We start from the raw sequence: 17565 nt of genomic DNA, 5'->3' as shown, positions 1-17565 counted from the left end.
GTGATTAATTTTATAATACCATCAACAACAGTTGATAATGATATGAATTTTCTGGATTCACTTGTCTCGTCAATATCTGAAGGAGCACCTAATTTTATTTTATCTTTCAATGGGATAGAGTATTTATTTAATCTTCTTGAAATATAGACAGCGAGTTTTTCAGGAGACCACTCTTTTCGTTCTTCTTCTTCAACTCTGAAGCCATATAAGTCATATGCAAGACTTTTATTAACATTTTTCTGATTAAAATTAATCGTTGCAAAAATATATGCCTGATACGGGGCTGGAAGATCAATAAATACAGAGCATAAAAGGTCCATGTTTTTACGCTCAGAATATTTAAAGCCGGATAGTCTATGTTGACCATCAATTATTGTAGCGACAACATTATCCTCTGAAGGAATAATTAAGAAATACTGTTCTCCATCTTTTTCTACCCTCCATCGTATATCGTAATCTTCAATTAAATTACCATCTCTATCGAAATTAGCTCCAAGAATTATAGAATTAGGAAAGGTTGATTCTATGCTGTCAATATATTGTCCTATTTGTTTGCTACGTTTTATATCTAAATCACGTTGATTGCCTTTCAATAAGGACAAAAAACCATCTTGGAGATCTTTGTTTTTATACTCAGCTCTAGAGCTAAACGCAACCTTTGATAATAAATCAGAGCTAATCGAAACTGCATAAAACGTTCCAATGGGTTGTTCAACCTTGATCGCCGGAAGTTTAATTTCCCTACTCATACATTCCCTCCGAGCATAGAATTAATGTTCTTAGAGTCATATCTTGAGGTATTAACATGATTTACTATCCAAATTAATATGGTGAAAAAAAGAGATAAATGAACCCAGCTAATTCCCCAAACTATCGCCACGCCATTTGTTAATACGCCCTTAACATACCCAATGCATAAAAAAACAAAGCCAACCAATACTATTACCTTGGTTGTTCCCGGTGAACGCCCATCATCGTTTTCAGCCATAAAAACTCTAGCTTCGAGAATAATGAATAAAGTAACAAGACCAAACGTTAAAACATTCATTGGATCAAAAACTGTGTTTGCGCCAGGCATATTCAAAAAGCATGGAAGCCATAACCCTAAACTTCCTAAAATGAAATATGCGATAAGCTCTCGCCAAAAAGAAAGTTCAGTAAAAGCATTTTTGAATCTACACCAAGTCGACTTAATGTAGTTATCATTTGCAATTACTGTATCAGTGTCATTGCTCAATTAAAGTACTCCATATCTGATATTCATACTAATTCCCAGAACGCTCGATCCCGCATCTTCTTAACCTGTTTATCTCCATCTACATACAGGCTATAATGCTTCTCAAGTTGTCTAATCTGCCCCATCAAAGACTCCTGTTCGCCTTTATCATCAATGTTGAATACGGCCTTGATATCAGCATTCTTGATCTCAGAAACTCGATGAATTACCCAAGTGAGAATATAAGAAGCATAATTATTCTCGCCTGTTTTAAAGTGAGTAATTTCTTGTGTTGATAGGATCGCCCCTACACCATATTCACGGCCTTCTTTAAGGATTTTACGCAAGCTAGCAAAATCCTGGCGCATAAAGTTATCGGCTTCATCAACCAGAATCATTTTGGTTAACTGGCGATAATCACCTCGCACCGTCGGTTTCCCACGCTTTTGCATCTGCGCATAAAAAAGATCCAGTGTCAGTGCAACTACCAGGTTTTGAATCTCTGATGGATAACCAGCGAGTTCGATAACTGTGACTCCATCAACCAGATCGTACAAACTGGTCATCTTCTCTGGATCCGTTTCAAAAATCTGGAAACCAGCCAGATTATAAAGTGCAGCATATAATGAATCTTCGTCGACCTTCTCTTGTGCAAGGTACTGCTGCCACACATCTTCAATAGTCGGTGCTACACGATTCCATGTTGATCGATCATGAGGCACTATTCCTGCTAAGTCATAGCACTCCATTATTAGCGTAACCAGCTTCATGCGTTGTTTTACGCCAAGGTTATACGCTTTGCCCATCGTTTCAGCGAATGCCATGGCCGTATGCCTTGGTAACATGGGCATATCACCAAATAACGATAACGGATTGTAAGGTAACAACGATAGCTGATATCTCTTAGCTCCCGTAGCTTCCAGAAACGCATCATCCACATAGTCGGATTTATAGTCGAAGATCAACAAGCCAATCGGTTTACCATCAACATTGCAGGACTGATTGCGCATCAGTTGCGTAACCAGCGATTTAGTAAACTGGGTTTTCCCGGTCCCCATCGTTCCGATAATGCCGGTATTGGTATTCATGAACTTAGCTGTGTTAGTTGGCTCCCAATACAACGGATTCTGGTGTACAGCATCATGACCAAACAAGACTTGTAATGGTGTATTGGTGACATTACTGGGGCTTAGTGCCGATGCTTTAGGTTGTGGAGGCTCCGGCGCTGAAATGGGTTGCGGTTCAGTTGTTGCCGCCTGTTCCGGGAGAGAGGAATCGACATCACACTCTGGTTTAAGCAAATATTTTTCCGGCACCCGATAGCGTTCAGCTAGTGGAGGTTGATCACCTTGTGCTGCAATTAACGATGGAAGCAATGAATAGGGGATTTCGATCTGTAGAATATTCTCTGCTGTTTCTTTATAGGAGAGATCAAAACAGGTTCCGCTGTCTATATGAGCTACCACAAAACCATCTGCATAATCAGCAAGCTCGCCTAATTGATAGTCGCCAGTGAGCCACCATTCGCGTCGCTCCAGGAGAGGGGATAGCTTGTCGTTATCCAGTACACCATACAGACGCAACTTTTCTACCTGCATTAATACCTGGCGGATAAAAAGTGCCCGGTATAGCTGTGATGCCAGAGTTTGTGGCCCAAGAATATCTTGTTGTAAATAGCGTTTTAGCTCGCGGGCCTGCTGGCCAGCATGGTTGTAATCAGGGCGAGCCCCTGTTTTAACTTCAAGTGGTAACAGATACAGGTTGTTATCTTTGAAGCCGACAAAGAGCACATCGTCAGAGATCGCTCCTTTCTGATAACCCTGTAAATGGCGGGATAAATCGCTTTCTTTCATTCTCAGCCCGACGTTGCCAGACACGCGGATCATCTCTGCTACTGACAATGGAACCCAACAAATATCTGACTGGTGCAACATAGACTGTACGAATTTGTATGCACCGATAATGCCGAGCTTCTCTTTGCGCTCCTTCTCATTTGAACGCAACATTTTCAACAGCCACTCGCCGTTAAAGGCGTTAAATTCAGCAAGTAGTTGCTGGCTATCAACGGTGGATTGCCCGGTTTGATTACCTGTCTGAAGCAGACGCAAGAACAATTCAACCTGTTTTGTGACAGTTACGGCGTCATAACCTGCGCAACTGGTGTACTGGTCAGAGTAATGAATTAGAACGACATCTTTTTGATTGGTAAAGAAATCGAGTGTTACCTTAGGGTCGATAATTGTGGTCCAGAGAGAACTATCATAAGAGCGATTCAGCAGTTGCTTAAAGTTACCGCTGACGGCAAGGCTGATCCCCTGGCCGTGATACTGACTGTTGCTTTGTCGCGCCGGTTGCCACAGACAACCCAACAAGTGGGCGAGACGTAGGGCGCAATAAGGTTCTGTATCGACATTTCGTAGACCAAATGCGGTAAAGTAGGCGTCACCCTGTGTTTCAGCCCCTTCACCCGCAATAAGACCATGACATAATACGCCACTGGCAGCATCCTCAATGCGAATCTGGCGGCAATCAACCGGTGCGATGTTGGTGAAAAACGCGAGATGGGCGTAAGCCAGTTGATCGCTTTCCGGTGGCAGGACAAATTTGCTGAATGTTAAGCGACTGCGAAGTAGATCGATCAACATATCGGCTTCAGAACGCCACGCACCGCTGTTCAGGCCAAGATCATTTTTAAGTTGTTCATAGCTACCACTTTCAGCAAAGCGATCAAAGGCATTGGGGAGCAGGTGTTCGTCATAGCAGTTTACGTGTATCGAAATTGCGTTATCTTTTTCCTGTTTAAAATAATCTACCAGCCCCAAAAAGAGCTCTCTAGCATCTCCCATATTAATAGCATTAATAACCAGTGCATTATTCCCAGCACTCTGGAACAACCGGGAATAGGCGTCTGTAAATTCGTTTAGCTTGTCTTTCACAAGACGCTTAACGTATTCGTGGCTCATCTGGCGCTGGGGAACAATATCTATCCAGAAGCGGTTTTCTGACATCGATTGTAACTGTGCGTATTCATGTTCGCTATGATACACAAACGGCATTAAGCCCGAGACGACCAGACGATCGAGAGTAATCTCTGGTAATGAAGCGAAGGAAGCTGATGTGGGGAATCCGGGCTCTGCGATGATAGTTTCAGCTAGCTGTAAATGATAAGCCATTACCAATGGGTGCAGAGGTGAGAGACGTTCATAATCGTCGCCGCGGCAAATTCCCACATGTAAGAGCCGTTTTTCTTGGGTCGTTAATGCTCTGCTCAGACTTATTTGCTGTAATGCCTGTTCAAAAGTAGCGATCATGTGACTAACTAATGCACGATATTCCGCTGACCATGACACCAGACTCGGCAGAGTATTTCGTCGTTGATAGTAAACGAACAATTGGTGGTACGCATTATGGAGGTCGGGGTAGCTTACCAGTAGCTCATCCAGAGCAAACTCATTACCATTGTTATCTATGCTGAGCAGATTACTCTCGATTAGAGTGTACTCTTGCATAAGCAACTGCTGGCGTACACCAACCACATTATGTTCGATATTATCCAGGATTACGCGACCTTTCATCTTATTCCAGGTTGCATTCCCTTCTTCTTTGAAGAGTTTATTGAAACGACTCTGATCAAAAAGTAGAGGCAGAGTTAATCCTTCCTCTGCTCCTGGCCCTTCGATGTTGAATAGTAAACGGGAGTCACCTGAAGTCAGTGTAAATTTGATCAGCTCACTTTGATTCGCCAGCGTTTCAAAATTAACGAGTGCATAATGGTGACAATCAATGTCATCACTTTCTTCATCAAGTAAACAAGTCTGGTCGCCGAGCTCCGCAATACGCAATTCGTTATCTTCCAATTGCAGAGTTAATTGGCCTTTACCTGGCTCAATACGGTAACAATGCAGGATCTCATTAAGCCAGAATTGCCCTTGTTCAACTAACAGCAGGCGAAATTTGTACTCTTCCGCCGAGTTATTGCGGTTGATAATTTCGAGACTAAAGAAACAGGGCCGACCATCGAAAGGTACAGATGCCAGAATCTTAGAGTTTCTCCCCCCAAGTCGGCTGGTACGCCAGAATCGTTCTTTCTGTAACTGACGATGATGAGCAATTTTTACCTGATTGTCCTGAAGGTCGCTACCCTGGAAGATAAACTCCAGCTCAACGTGTGACTGCCCCGGTAGAACCTGAACCAGGACACTGATATCTCGTTTACCTGCTTTACTGGTGCTTTTGGCTCTTTGCCAGACCTCACCGTTTTCAGCAGTAATGTTTTCCAACACCAGTTTCTGTTCACTGTTTTGTGCTTTTTCATTCAGGTAGACGGAGAAATCAAGTTCACGCCAATCGTCATTGTCAACGAAATGCTCCTGAATGAATTTTGCACTAAATTCAGTTAGTACATTCTCCAGTTGCCCGCTGTAGCGTTCAACACTGTCCTCTATCTGGCGATATAACTTTTGGTTTTCATTGAGCCGGGCGCGCAACTGCTTATCACTAAAATTCAGCAGGTTATTATCGTTGAATAACTTTAGCTCTGAGAAATCCAGATTGCCGTCGTCCAGCAGACGGTATAACGATGTAAATCCAAAAACCGTTGCGCCTTCATCCAATATTGTTGTCAACTGATCGCCCAGCAAACAGCGGGATACTTGAGAACGGGCGCTGTCCGTTGTGATTAACTTTTCGAGCTGGTGACGGAAGGTTTCTGGATGCCAGATAGCATCCGGTGCAGCGACATCTTTGGTACTATTGAGTAAGGTATCAAGCATGCTGTTGTGGATAATCAACAACGCTGTCTGGGCAAAAATGCCATTGCGGCCAGAAACCTGATCGCGTAAATGAGAAATATAGTTTTCTGTGAATGCAGGGGTAGTGGTGCCGTGCAGTACCGGAATAAGCTGGATATTATTACATTGGACGTAGGTAAGATATTGCCCCGGTGCAATTTCTAATTTATTTCCATTTGCTAAAGAGTCGAAAGCCTTCCAGAGCTTTAAGGCGTTATCCGGATCGGGAGATTTAAACTGGTAGCGCTCACCAGGCTGGATGATGCTGCTAACCCATTCAATGAAGGTTTCTGCCAGATAGGTTTCATACTGTTTTACGGACATATACGGCGTCTCCACTGTCACTCATTCTCTCCACATTTCCCATGCGTTCATAAAACGCAACCAGCATTTGTGTAGACTGGTTATCCAGATAAAATCCGCGTTGCTCAAAACCACGTAGCAGCTCATGCAGACGGAGTTTTTTGTTTTTACCCACGGTAAGGTTAGTTAGTAGCAGTAGTCGATCCTGGTTCAGTACCAGTACTTTCCCCGCTCGGCCACGAACCTGAATGAAGTCAGTGCAAATCTGGCTTTCCAGCTCGTTGATGTATTTGCGATTTACCGTTGCTCGCTCAGTTTTTTTACCCTGAAACTGTTCAACGGCAACAGATAATAGCTGCTTAAAAGCATCTTCTAGGTTGGTAGCACGATCGCGTTCAGGAAGATCTCGTTCCTCCTTACTAATGAACTTTTGTATATAATCATTGAGTTCATTCAGTACTCGATTCGATGTGTCTGAATAACCTAAACAATCTTGGTATACCTGCCAAAGAGGGCGTTTTTCCTCACCTTTTACTTGTAATACCTCTAATGCAGAGAGTACGGGGAACAATTTTTCACTTTGGCGAGCAAACCACTTATAGCCGAAGAGCTTTATTTTATCTCGTTCAGAGCTAGCCTTTTCAGTATCGAGTATAAAAAACAATGACTTACTCTGCGGCTCACCGTCTTGCCAATTGTCCAGATTGAGCGCCAGTTGTGCGCACCAACTAAAGGCATACAAACGTAGAGTATTGGTCAGTTCCTGCAAAAGATATTGTGGATGCTCTGCCAGAAACGCCAAATCAGACTGAAAGCACGTTACCAGATAGGGTAAATACGGTTGTTCTTTTGCAAATGGCCCCTCTCCCAGTCGGACTAATTTCTTATTGAGCTTATTCAGCATCTCTTTTTCAATAAAATTTAACTTATCTTGTATAGGGGTATTAAGGCTAAAATCTCTCATCAAATTGGCAAACAGTGTTCCAAGGCGTTTGTCGGCAGTCGAGCCTGCACTTATCTTTTCACCATCAAACTGAGCGTGGAACAGCAAGAACAGAGGGGAGACACGAAAAATATCCTGACTGGAAAAATACATCCGTTCCAGCACGGTCAAAAACGCGGGTTCATCGATCAATATTTGCAGATGAGTTTTACAATCCTCGCGAAACTGCTCGAGACTATAAGTATTGATTTTATACTTCACGGCATAGCTCAGTACTAGACCTGTGACGATTTGCCAGTCAATATTGTTATTCTTATTACGTATTGGAAGGTAACTATCAAGCTGGTTATTACCAACTTTTAACGTTTCTGCAATAGGATACATGATGTTATCCCTCCATGCCGCTGATAGTAATCATGTCGTCGTCCGCTGTTGCACTGTAAACTCGTTTTACACCGTCATAAAACTTGATTTCGCTACTGGACTTTGCCTTTTCCGCGATTAGTTCAACGATTTCATCCAGTAAGACAATCGCACTTTTATCATATTTATTAGGGCGATAGCCATTATTCAGTTTAGTCAATAGCTCAAATAAATTAAGACCGATACGAATCGGATCCAGCGGATCTTGTCCTACTTTTAAATAGATATCGAAACAAGTTGTATGGGCTGTATTTTTCTTGAGGATGGAATCCCAGTCCGGTTTCAGCGCAACAGGTGCTGTGATTTTAATCCCGCCAAATTCGCCTAAGAAGAACTCTTCTTTTTGTGTACTCAGTTCAGGTGCTTTACGGTTTGCATAGCGCTGAATACCAGCGATAAGCTCGAAAGAGTAAAAGCGGTTCAGTGCTCTTTTTTGTTCCGGATCTGCGGTATAGTTTTTATGCAGATGCCAAATCTCAGAATAACGCTCAAAGACAGCTTCTTTAAAGAAGATAGAGAATTTTTTGTGATAGTTATTCCCTAAAGATTCATGTTGTAGTAGCCAGAAAAGTCTAATTAAAGAAGCTGCATCACCTGGCTTAACACATTTACGATCAAACATAAGAGGTAATTGTGCAAGGGTAATTAGGAACTCATCCAGTTCGGGATCAACCAATCCAAGCTCATAGCGTAAAATAAATTGATCAATCTCGTATGTATGCAATCTGGCAGGATCAAAATCAGAAACCTTTTTAATTAGATCATTTTCTGCACCATTAAACAGATTATCAAATAGGTACCCTGGCCCTGTCAGCAGGTGATGTAAAAAATCCAATAAGGTTCGTGTGGTAACGAATTGATCTTTTATTAATCTGGCTTTAAATAGCTGTGTTATTAAAACATTCTGAACGCCGGGCATGCACAGTAGTTTAAAGTTAGCAACGGTTTTTAAATCATGTCCTATTGATTCATCACGTTGATAAATTGTGTAAAACAGGTTTTTGTCGCCATTCCCCGTTAAGTGATTCATTAATTTTTTGATAAAAGGGGAGAATTCCTGCTCTTCGTCAAACTCGAACTTTGGATAATGTTCGAAATCAAAGAATGTACAATGTTCATTGCGGTAAGGACGCTGACCTTCCTGTTGCGCTGACAAGAATGAATCAATGGCAGCGCGGATAGCCATATGGGACTCAGAACCTTCTCTTGCAAAGTTGGCGAGCATCCCGGTGTTGATACCGATGAGGAGCGGGTATGATTGTGCGTGATGATTTTCAAATAAATCATTCAGTGCATCAATGGCTGATTGTTGAGGCGCAAAGCTGTGCGTAGCATCCAGATGGAAACTAAACTTATGTTGATTTCGTGGATCTGACTTACAGCGGGTTAAAATTTCGGATTTCCCATCCCCGCTACTTCCGCATAGAAAAATGATCTCACCGGGAGTCGCTGTATCCAGATAACGCTGTAACTCTTCTTCGATTTCTTGTTTAACAAAGAGTTGTTCTTTTAGCTCATCGAACACATCCTTTTGCCGATGAGTTTCTGTGGTTACAGAAAACGAAGATGACTTCGCAAGTACACCTAACGCTTTACGTAATGTGATCGCGCTCATAACTTCATGTTCTCTAAAGTAAGAATTCGCCTATTTTATACGAGCTTTTCCTTGATCTCTATAGGACTTTTGCCTTCGAGTTAAGGATGCGTGTTTTCGTGTAACGAATGAAAGGGTTAAATAGTATTAGCTCAAGTAATGATGAAAAAGCTAATAATAACCAATTGAAATTATTTGCTTCTGGAAACAGTTAAACTGGCCCTTCCTGAAATCATCAACTCTTCATGTAAAAAATGTTTTTTTGGAATGTCTGGTGCTTTATTAGTAAATTAAAAAATCTTACTTGTGTAAAATTGCAACAAAGTGTGCACCCTACAAATACGGTTTCCTGGGAAGCTCTCGCGTACAAAGTAAAGGAATAGTGCTTGCAAAAAGTGAAGTATTTTTCCACAGCCCATAAACATCAACTTTTCCCTTAACACTATTTCCTGAATCCTCCTCGCAAATTCCAAATTTACCCCACCCAAAACCGCTGTATTTATATTCAGCCCTGTATAATGAGCAGCAGAAATTACGCCTAACGGCAAAGGAAGTATCAAAGAATATTTAACGAGGATTTCGCGATATGAAGGTGCTGCAACACCCCCATACCGCTAACCACAAACAACTATGAAGGAGTTGAAAATGGCTGCGTCGAATTTTAAGCCAGGGTTTACCGTTTGCAAAACAGAATCAGACGCTTTCACCGGCATGATTGAAAACCGCGAGCTGGTACGCAAAAACAGCGCCCGCCGCCTTCACGGCAACCCGCCTAACGCGGCGCCCGTCCATCCCCGCGCCGAAACGCCGCAGGACAGCGCCGCCTGCTGCGAACTCTATGCGCGCATAGACATGAAATATCTTCTCCTCGGCGGCGACTGGTTAAAACGCGCGGGTTTCATCAACGGCATGCCGGTAAAAATCCGCGCCATGAAAGACTGCATTGTGATTACGCCGCAGCATACAAGAGAATTATGGGGATGCCTGGAAGGTATGAGCGTGGTGAATATAAATAAGCAGAAAGTCGCGCAGTGGTTAAAAACATTTCCAGGCGCGTTAAATGACACCGGCGATATTCCGGTGATTAAGCGCAACGCCTGATAAATATCCCGGCCCTGAGCCGGGATTCTTTTTTATGCCGCCTTCAAAACACCGGCACCCCCAGCCCAACCTTCACCTCCCTCAACGTCTCCTGCGTCACCCCCTGCGCCCGTTCGGTCCCGCGCTTTAGCATCGCCATCAACTCGCCCCTGTCACGCATATACCTCGCCCTCCGCTCCCGCATCGGCGCAATCAGCGCCTGCAAACACCCCTCCAGCTCGTTCTTGCACGCCCGGTCGCCCAGCCCGCCCGCCTGATAGTGCGCCTTCATCGCCGCCACTTTGGCCTTGTCCGGATGAAACGCGTCGAGATACGTAAACACCACGTTCCCCTCAATCTGCCCCGGGTCGCTCACCTTCAGGTGGTTCGGGTCGGTGTACATGGCGCTGACCGCACGGTGAATCGTCTCTTCGCTGGCCGAAAGGTGCAGCGTGTTGCCCAGCGATTTGGACATCTTGGCGCTGCCGTCGATACCGGGCAGGCGGCTGGTGTCGCTCAGCATCGCCTTGCAGTGACGCAGCACCGGGGCGGGCAGCAGGCTGTTCATCTTGTGCACAATCTCGTTGGTCTGCTCAATCATCGGCAGCTGGTCGTCGCCGACGGGTACGCACTCGGCCTTAAATGCGGTGATGTCCGCCGCCTGGCTGATGGGATAGGCCATAAACCCGACCGGCAGCGAGCGAGCAAAGCCTTTCTGCGCAATCTCGTTTTTCACCGTCGGGTTACGCTCCACGCGGGCGACGGTGACGATGTTCATATACAGCATCGTCAGCTCGGCGAGGGCGGGCAGGGCGGATTCCAGGCAGATCGTGGTCAGGTTCGGGTCGATGCCGGCGGCGAGGTAGTCGGCCAGCACTTCGGGGATGTTGTCGCGAATTTTTTGCGGGTTGCTGCCGTTGTCGGTCAGCCCCTGGAGGTCGGCAATCAGCACAAACTGGTTGTGCGTGTGCTGGAGCGCCACGCGCTGTCGCAGCGATCCGACGAAGTGGCCGAGGTGCAGCGGGCCGGTTGGGCGGTCGCCGGTGAGGATGGTGGGTGCGTTCATAAAGACTCCTTAACGTTGCAATGCCGAAAGGGGTCTTCTGTGTGCGATAGCCGCCTTTCGGCGGCTATCTGAAAATGGGAAAACAACTCCGTGCCGCCTTTAAGAAGGCAGCCACCAGCGGTTTACGGTGAGGACGGCGTGGTTTATGTTCATCTCTTTACCGTATCACGTCCGGCGCGAAAAACAAAAGGGCACGTCATGCTGCAATCTCTCAACCACCTGACCCTCGCGGTCAGCGACCTGCAAAAAAGCGTCACCTTCTGGCACGGGCTGCTGGGCCTGACGCTGCACGCCCGCTGGAATACCGGGGCCTATCTCACCTGCGGCGATCTGTGGGTCTGCTTGTCGTACGACGAGGCGCGCAGGTACGTGCCGCCGCAGGAGAGCGACTACACCCATTACGCGTTTACCGTGGCGGAAGAGGATTTTGAACCGTTCTCGCAAAGGCTTGAGCAGGCGGGCGTCACCGTCTGGAAGCAGAACAAAAGCGAGGGGGCGTCGTTCTACTTTCTCGATCCGGACGGGCACAAGCTAGAGCTGCACGTGGGCAGCCTCGCCGCGCGGCTGGCGGCGTGTCGCGAGAAGCCCTACGCGGGCATGGTGTTTACCGCATCATCTCAACGTTAATGAAACACCGGCACAAAAATAGCTGTTCACGGTATTCACGTTACCGGATTTCTTTATTTTTAACGTAAGTAGGAAATAATTTTTACATTGCTGAAAATTATTATTGTAAAAATCTACATTAGCCGTTTTTATATATATTTAGTTCGTCAATAATTTAATTTGATTTATTGCAACGTGAGCGCGATTTAGCCAAAATACCCGCCCTTTTTCGGTTAAAAAGTACCCGTTATGATAAAGTTCATGAATGTTTTAGGCATACTTATCGCGTCATTAATGGCAACCAGCGCGTTTGCCGTTAACTGCCAGCGTGCGGCGACCCCTCTTGAGAACACGATTTGTAGCAGTGAGAATCTCAGCTGGCTTAATAACATTATGACAACTTACTATCGCGATATGCTGGTGCGCCGCGACGGACACGTTGTTCATCAGGAATATCTGGCATGGCAGACGTCACTCAAAAAGTGCACGTCAGAAAGCTGTATAGAGCATGCCTACTTCGCGGGAATCGGCAAGCTGGCCGAAGCCCCTCCGCACTTTCTCTGGCAGGGGCGCTGGTGGAATACCCAGGCGGCAAATATGAACGGCGGGGTGATTGAATTCAGTCACAACGCCGACTGGACGGTCAATGTTGATATTCGCATCTGGTCTGGGTTGAATAAAGAGACCTATACCGCCGAAGCGCGCAAGGTCGACGGCATGCTGCTCATCGACAATATGGCGGAAAGTAAACGCTGCAAGGTCTTGCTGATCCCCGAAAGCAGCGGTGCGCTTCAGGCTTTTAGCAGCGGCAAAAGAGGATGCAGTCTCTCCGTGCCCAACGGGGCCTTTATTGACGGTATTTACGCACGGTCAGAAAAGGACCCGCGCCCAAAAGCAACGCTGCTCTCGCTGCAAATCCTGCCCGATGCGAAAACGGAAGAACGATTCCGTGCGCTGGTGGGGGATGATTATCAGAAATTTATTCAGACGGCTAATGCGTATATATACCGCAAAGATATCGACAATATTGGCGCCACGGTCATTTCATCCTGGCTGCGCGGGGCGGCCAATACCCGCACCGCACTTATTATGTATAACGCCAGCCATATTTGGGCTGCCCGCATTGCTCCTGATGAAAAAGGCAAACTGACCTTCTATTACTACAGCACGCAGCATAATGACCTCAGCAAAATGCCGCGCACCATAGCGGAATGGCGCATGCGCTACATGGAACATTAAGCGTCACGTCCTGTTTCCAGGACGCGTGTTGAGCTTTACGCCAGCGTGCCAACGACGTTTAAATCCGCATCGTCAGGCACTTCATTGTAGGAAAGTACGTGTAGCCCTTTAGCGAACAGGCGGGCATAACGCGAGATCAGCGGCCGCAGCTGCGGCGTGACCAGCAGCAGCGGAGGCATATTTTTCGCTTTCATCTGCTCGTAGATCATTGGCATCGTATTTTGAAGCTGCGTCAGGATGTTGGGATCGACCGGGAAGTTATCCAGAGCAACTTTACCCGCCTGCTGGGCCTGGTTCAGTGCGCTGAGCAGCAGGTTTTCCAGCTGATTATCGATCGTATAAGCAGCCAGCTGAGGGCGATCGCCGTTGATGTTATGCACCAGCGCGCGGCGAAGCGCGTAGCGCACGTCGGCGGTAAGCAGCAGCGGATCTTTCGTGATGGCCGAGCTTTCCAGCAGCGTTGAGGCGATGGTCACAATGTCCTTCAGCGAAACCTGCTCAAGCAGAAGCTGGCGATAAACGCGCAGCAGCTGGCTATAGTTGAGCGCGGCGTTTAAGTCCTCGGCAAGCTTGGGAGCCTGCTGGGCCAGGCGCGCGTGCAGATGCGTGATGTCGTCATAGTTAAACAGCTCCGGTAAATATTCACGCGCGACCTTGTTGACGTGGGTGGCGACCACGCTTGAGCAATCCACGACCTGATACCCCAGATTGAGCGCCTTCGCCTTCTGGTCAGGATCGATCCAGACGATCGCCATACCGTAGGCCGGATCGGTGTCCAGCACGCCATCAATCTCACCGTACAGCTCGGTTCCGGGGATCGCCATCAGCTTTTCGGCCTGAACTTCAGCCACTGCCGTGCGTATGCCGTTGACGTGAATCGCATACTGCGAAGGTTTCAGCCGGAAGTTTTCGCGTATGCGGATCTCCGGCAGCAGCACCCCACACAGTTCGGAAATGACCTGCCTTACCCCCCTGACGCGCAGCGAAAGCGGGCTACCTCTGGACTCGTCAACCAGGGTGACAAGCTTGTAGCCGAGGCTCAGACCGATCGGCTCAACCAGCGGGATATTGTCCCACGTGATGGCCGTGGAGGTATCGGGGGCCAGCGCCTCGTTGATCGCCTCCATGTCCATTTCCGGTGCGGCGGGCTGAACCACCTTGCTCTGACGCCAGGCGGCAAACAGCAGCAGCGCGGTAAAGCTCAGGAAGGCAACGTGCGGCATGCCGGGCACAATCGCCAGAATAAACATCACAAACGCGGCGGTGTAGAGCACTTTCGGTTTCGAAAGAAGCTGCGTCTTGATCTCATCGCTGATGTCATTGCCTTCGCTGACGCGCGTCACGATGATGGCGGCGGAGGTGGCGAGCAGCAGGGACGGAATTTGGGCAACCAGGCCGTCACCAATGGTGAGCAGGACGTACTGACGGAAAGCGACGCTGGCCTCTAAATCGTATTTGAAGATACCGATGCAGATCCCGCCAATCACGTTAATGATCAGAACCATGATCCCGGCAATGGCATCGCCGCGGACGAATTTAGATGCCCCGTCCATCGCGCCGTAGAAGTCCGCCTCTTTGGCGACCTCCTGACGGCGGCTGCGGGCCTGCTGCTGGTTGATCAACCCGGCATTCAGGTCGGCATCAATCGCCATCTGTTTGCCGGGAAGGGCGTCCAGCGTAAAGCGAGCCGAGACTTCCGAGATACGCTCTGCACCCTTGGTCACGACGACGAAGTTGATGATCATCAGGATGATAAACACCACAAAACCCACGACGAAGTCGCCGCCGATGACCACCTGTCCGAAGGCTTCGATGACTTTACCCGCCGCGCCTTCCCCTTCATGCCCCTTAAGGAGAACCACGCGCGTGGAGGCCACGTTCAGCGTCAGGCGCATCAGGGTCGTGATCAGCAGCAGCGTTGGGAAGATGGCAAAATCCAGCGGGCGCTGCATATTGACCGAGGCCAGCAGCACGATGACCGCCAACACGATGTTAAACGTAAACAGAATATCCAGCATCAGCGGCGACAGCGGCAGGATCACCATCGCCAGAACGCAGAGAAGCAGGATAGGCACAGCAATCTGCCCCTTCCGGAGCATGCCGAACACGTTGGATAACTTACCGTTCGCCATGGTGTTTAAATACCTCTTGAGGAATGTCTATTTGCCTGTTCAGGCGGGGTTTTTGCTCAATGCGGCCTTCACGCCAGGACTTCAGCTGCATCACATAGGTCAGCACGTGCGCAATGGCGCGAAAGAGTTGAGCCGGTATCTGCTGGTTAACGCGGGTGGTGTAGTAAACCGCTCTCGCCAGCGGTGGAAACTCCACGACCTCAATGCGGTGGCTGGCACCGACTTCTCGTATCCAGAGCGCGACATCGTCAATCCCTTTTGCGACGATGTAGGGAGCTTCCGCCTGCTGCGGATCGTATTTCAGCGCTACCGCATAATGGGTCGGGTTGGTGATGATCACATCGGCGGTCGGTACGGTGCGGGTAATCTGCCCCATCGCCATCTGTCGCTGTAGCTGACGGATTCGGCCCTTGATCTGCGGGTTACCGTCGTTGTTTTTATGCTCTTCCTTCACTTCCTGCTTGGTCATGCGCATTTTTTTGGTATACATAAATTTGCTGAGCGGCACATCGAGCAGGGAGAAAAAGACAATAACAGCGATGAAATAGCTGACAACGTGATGGAAAATCGCAAATCCCCGGAGAATGGCCTCGTTCAGGTACAGGCGTTGCAGATTCAGCAGTGCCGCCATGTTATCGCCCACCATCATGTACAGCACCGCCAGTATCGCCGAACACTTCAGCAGCATTTTGCCCACTTCCGTATAGTGGCTGGCGGAAAACAGTCGCTTTGTACCGGCTATCGGGCTGATTTTTTTAAAATCGGGCTTTAATTTGGCAGGCGTAAACAGCCATCCCCCGGGGATCAGGCTGGCGATGATGCAGGCTACCGGGATAGGAACAAGCGTTGCGATAAAGCGCAGCATTACGCTCAGGTTAAGCATAAGAAACTGACTCAGTACGCCAGGGTTATCGATATCCCTCGCCATGTGTGCGGCGGCGGTAAACGACTCCCCGATAAGCTGGCGATAGTAAGGCAGGAATGTCGCCAAAATAATAAAGGAAGCGACAAGCCCCACCGCCATGGTGAGATCTTTTGAACGGGGAATATCCCCTTTCTCCCGCGCCTTTCGCAGTTTCCCGGGGGTGGGTTTTTCACTTTTATCGCCGCTGGAGGACACTATTGCACCCTTATGGCGTCAAGCTTCGCCAGTATGTCGTTAGTCATGTTGAGATAGTGGTCAGGAATGTTCGTGACCAGCATCGAGATGCACAGAAGCCCAAAAAGCATGCTGATTGGGAAACCGAGCGAGAACAGGTTTAACGTCGGTGAAATGCGGTTCAGCAGGCCAAACCCTCCCTGAACGATCAGCATGACAAAGGTTGTCGGGAGCGCAATCAGCACGGCGGCAGCGATAATCCATCCCAGGCCCTGGGCAACCAGCATCAGCGTCGGCTGGTTAATCGCCTGCCCGATGGGCCAGTAGGTGAACCCTTTGTACAGGATGGTGACCAGCAGAAGATGGCCGTCGGTGATGAAAAACAGCAGGGCGCAAAAGACGTAGATAATCTGTGAAATCACCGTTGTCGAGCTGCCGTTAACCGGATCGTTCATCATGGCCATCGCCAGCCCCATGTTCATGGAAAGCATATGCCCGGCCGTCTGTAGCGCGACAAAGACCAGATGCAGGATCGTCGCGAAGAGCATGCCCCACAGCAGCTGTTCGCCAATCAGTAACACCGAGCGCAGCGAGAGCAGTTCCGTGAGCACGACCCGCTCCGGCAGCATGGGGGCAATCACGATAGCCAGCGCCAGCGCGGTAACGATTTTTACGCGGCGCGAGAAGACGCGGTTGTCGAGAACCGGCGCGAACTGGATAAAGGCGAGGATACGGAAAAAAGGGAGCACCAGTGCCATTAGCGGCGCGATCAGCGCGTGAATATCAATAGCCATCGTGTTTTAACCAACCAGCGCGGCCGCTTGGGTGAAGAGCTGGACGGTAAAATCCACCAGCTGCGTCAATATCCATTTTCCGGCGAATACAAGCACGCCCAGCGTCACCACCAGTCGTGGCAAAAAGCTGAGCGTCTGCTCGTTGATCTGGGTCGTGGCCTGGAAAATGCTGACGCACAGGCCGATGAGCAGGCTGGGAACAATCGCAACGGCAGAGATCATCAGCACGAGGTGAAGGCCCGTCGCCATGATGTCGCCGGCGGTGTCCATATTCATCATG

13 protein-coding genes are annotated in these 17565 nt (G+C 48.1%); 3 read left to right on the top strand and 10 right to left on the bottom strand.

Annotated features, from left to right (window positions below):
- From INF58_RS02610 to dptF, 5 genes are all read right to left on the bottom strand, one after another.
- The coding region (locus tag INF58_RS02610; protein ID WP_193526932.1) for a DGQHR domain-containing protein at positions 1-749 on the bottom strand (749 nt) is incomplete at its 3' end.
- Positions 746-1237, bottom strand: coding sequence for a hypothetical protein (locus tag INF58_RS02605; RefSeq protein WP_193526931.1), 492 nt, complete (start codon positions 1235-1237; stop codon positions 746-748). The genes INF58_RS02605 and INF58_RS02610, both read right to left, overlap by 4 nt.
- A 23-nt stretch (positions 1238-1260) precedes the next feature.
- Complete coding sequence (gene dptH / locus INF58_RS02600; protein ID WP_193526930.1) at positions 1261-6330, bottom strand: DNA phosphorothioation-dependent restriction protein DptH; 5070 nt, start codon at positions 6328-6330, stop codon at positions 1261-1263.
- Complete coding sequence (gene dptG, locus INF58_RS02595; RefSeq protein WP_193526929.1) at positions 6311-7636, bottom strand: DNA phosphorothioation-dependent restriction protein DptG; 1326 nt, start codon at positions 7634-7636, stop codon at positions 6311-6313. The genes dptH and dptG overlap by 20 nt, the downstream gene beginning before the upstream one ends.
- Before the next feature lie 4 nt (positions 7637-7640).
- Complete coding sequence (gene dptF, locus INF58_RS02590) at positions 7641-9290, bottom strand: DNA phosphorothioation-dependent restriction protein DptF (RefSeq protein WP_193526928.1); 1650 nt, start codon at positions 9288-9290, stop codon at positions 7641-7643.
- A gap of 624 nt (positions 9291-9914) precedes the next feature.
- Here dptF and INF58_RS02585 point away from each other — a divergent pair.
- On the top strand, positions 9915-10370 hold the full coding sequence (locus tag INF58_RS02585) for a SymE family type I addiction module toxin (protein ID WP_193526927.1): 456 nt from the start codon (positions 9915-9917) through the stop codon (positions 10368-10370).
- Positions 10371-10413: 43 nt separating this feature from the next.
- Here the strand turns inward: INF58_RS02585 and trpS are convergent, their stop codons facing one another.
- A complete protein-coding gene (gene trpS, locus INF58_RS02580) occupies positions 10414-11415 on the bottom strand; it encodes a tryptophan--tRNA ligase (protein ID WP_193526926.1) in 1002 nt (333 codons plus the stop codon).
- A gap of 198 nt (positions 11416-11613) precedes the next feature.
- On the opposite strand from trpS, the gene fosA reads away from it, so the two are divergent.
- Positions 11614-12042 (top strand): FosA/FosA2 family fosfomycin resistance glutathione transferase, encoded by a 429-nt coding sequence (gene fosA / locus INF58_RS02575; protein ID WP_193526925.1) that lies wholly within the window; start codon positions 11614-11616, stop codon positions 12040-12042.
- A gap of 240 nt (positions 12043-12282) precedes the next feature.
- Positions 12283-13260 (top strand): hypothetical protein, encoded by a 978-nt coding sequence (locus tag INF58_RS02570; RefSeq protein WP_227414983.1) that lies wholly within the window; start codon positions 12283-12285, stop codon positions 13258-13260.
- Positions 13261-13295: 35 nt separating this feature from the next.
- On the opposite strand, the gene INF58_RS02565 is transcribed toward INF58_RS02570, so the two are convergent.
- The 4 genes from INF58_RS02565 to fliQ are packed head-to-tail and all read right to left on the bottom strand — an operon-like array spanning position 13296 to position 17564.
- Positions 13296-15392, bottom strand: a complete 2097-nt coding sequence (locus INF58_RS02565; protein ID WP_107534579.1) for a flagellar biosynthesis protein FlhA — start codon at positions 15390-15392, stop codon at positions 13296-13298.
- On the bottom strand, positions 15379-16515 hold the full coding sequence (flhB, locus tag INF58_RS02560; protein WP_193526940.1) for a flagellar biosynthesis protein FlhB: 1137 nt from the start codon (positions 16513-16515) through the stop codon (positions 15379-15381). Before flhB ends, INF58_RS02565 begins: the two co-directional genes overlap by 14 nt.
- Entirely contained in the window at positions 16512-17285 is a 774-nt protein-coding gene (fliR, locus tag INF58_RS02555) for a flagellar biosynthetic protein FliR (protein ID WP_193526924.1), read from the bottom strand. Before fliR ends, flhB begins: the two co-directional genes overlap by 4 nt.
- A gap of 6 nt (positions 17286-17291) precedes the next feature.
- Entirely contained in the window at positions 17292-17564 is a 273-nt protein-coding gene (fliQ, locus tag INF58_RS02550; protein WP_063450835.1) for a flagellar biosynthesis protein FliQ, read from the bottom strand.
- Position 17565 lies beyond the last annotated feature (1 nt).

The sequence above is a fragment of the Enterobacter cloacae complex sp. P24RS genome, from assembly GCF_014982165.1.
GTDB classification, from domain to species: Bacteria; Pseudomonadota; Gammaproteobacteria; order Enterobacterales; family Enterobacteriaceae; genus Enterobacter; species Enterobacter quasihormaechei.
This window is presented reverse-complemented; position numbering and strand designations above follow the sequence as displayed.

Bases quoted from the DNA above. Each gene is read 5' to 3' on its own strand.
- dptH (WP_193526930.1), bottom strand. From the start codon at position 6,330: ATGTCCGTAAAACAGTATGAAACCTATCTGGCAGAAACCTTCATTGAA.
- dptG (WP_193526929.1), bottom strand. From the start codon at position 7,636: ATGTATCCTATTGCAGAAACGTTAAAAGTTGGTAATAACCAGCTTGAT.
- dptF (WP_193526928.1), bottom strand. From the start codon at position 9,290: ATGAGCGCGATCACATTACGTAAAGCGTTAGGTGTACTTGCGAAGTCA.
- INF58_RS02585 (WP_193526927.1), top strand. From the start codon at position 9,915: ATGGCTGCGTCGAATTTTAAGCCAGGGTTTACCGTTTGCAAAACAGAA.
- trpS (WP_193526926.1), bottom strand. From the start codon at position 11,415: ATGAACGCACCCACCATCCTCACCGGCGACCGCCCAACCGGCCCGCTG.
- fosA (WP_193526925.1), top strand. From the start codon at position 11,614: ATGCTGCAATCTCTCAACCACCTGACCCTCGCGGTCAGCGACCTGCAA.
- INF58_RS02570 (WP_227414983.1), top strand. From the start codon at position 12,283: ATGAATGTTTTAGGCATACTTATCGCGTCATTAATGGCAACCAGCGCG.
- INF58_RS02565 (WP_107534579.1), bottom strand. From the start codon at position 15,392: ATGGCGAACGGTAAGTTATCCAACGTGTTCGGCATGCTCCGGAAGGGG.
- fliR (WP_193526924.1), bottom strand. From the start codon at position 17,285: ATGGCTATTGATATTCACGCGCTGATCGCGCCGCTAATGGCACTGGTG.
- fliQ (WP_063450835.1), bottom strand. From the start codon at position 17,564: ATGATGAATATGGACACCGCCGGCGACATCATGGCGACGGGCCTTCAC.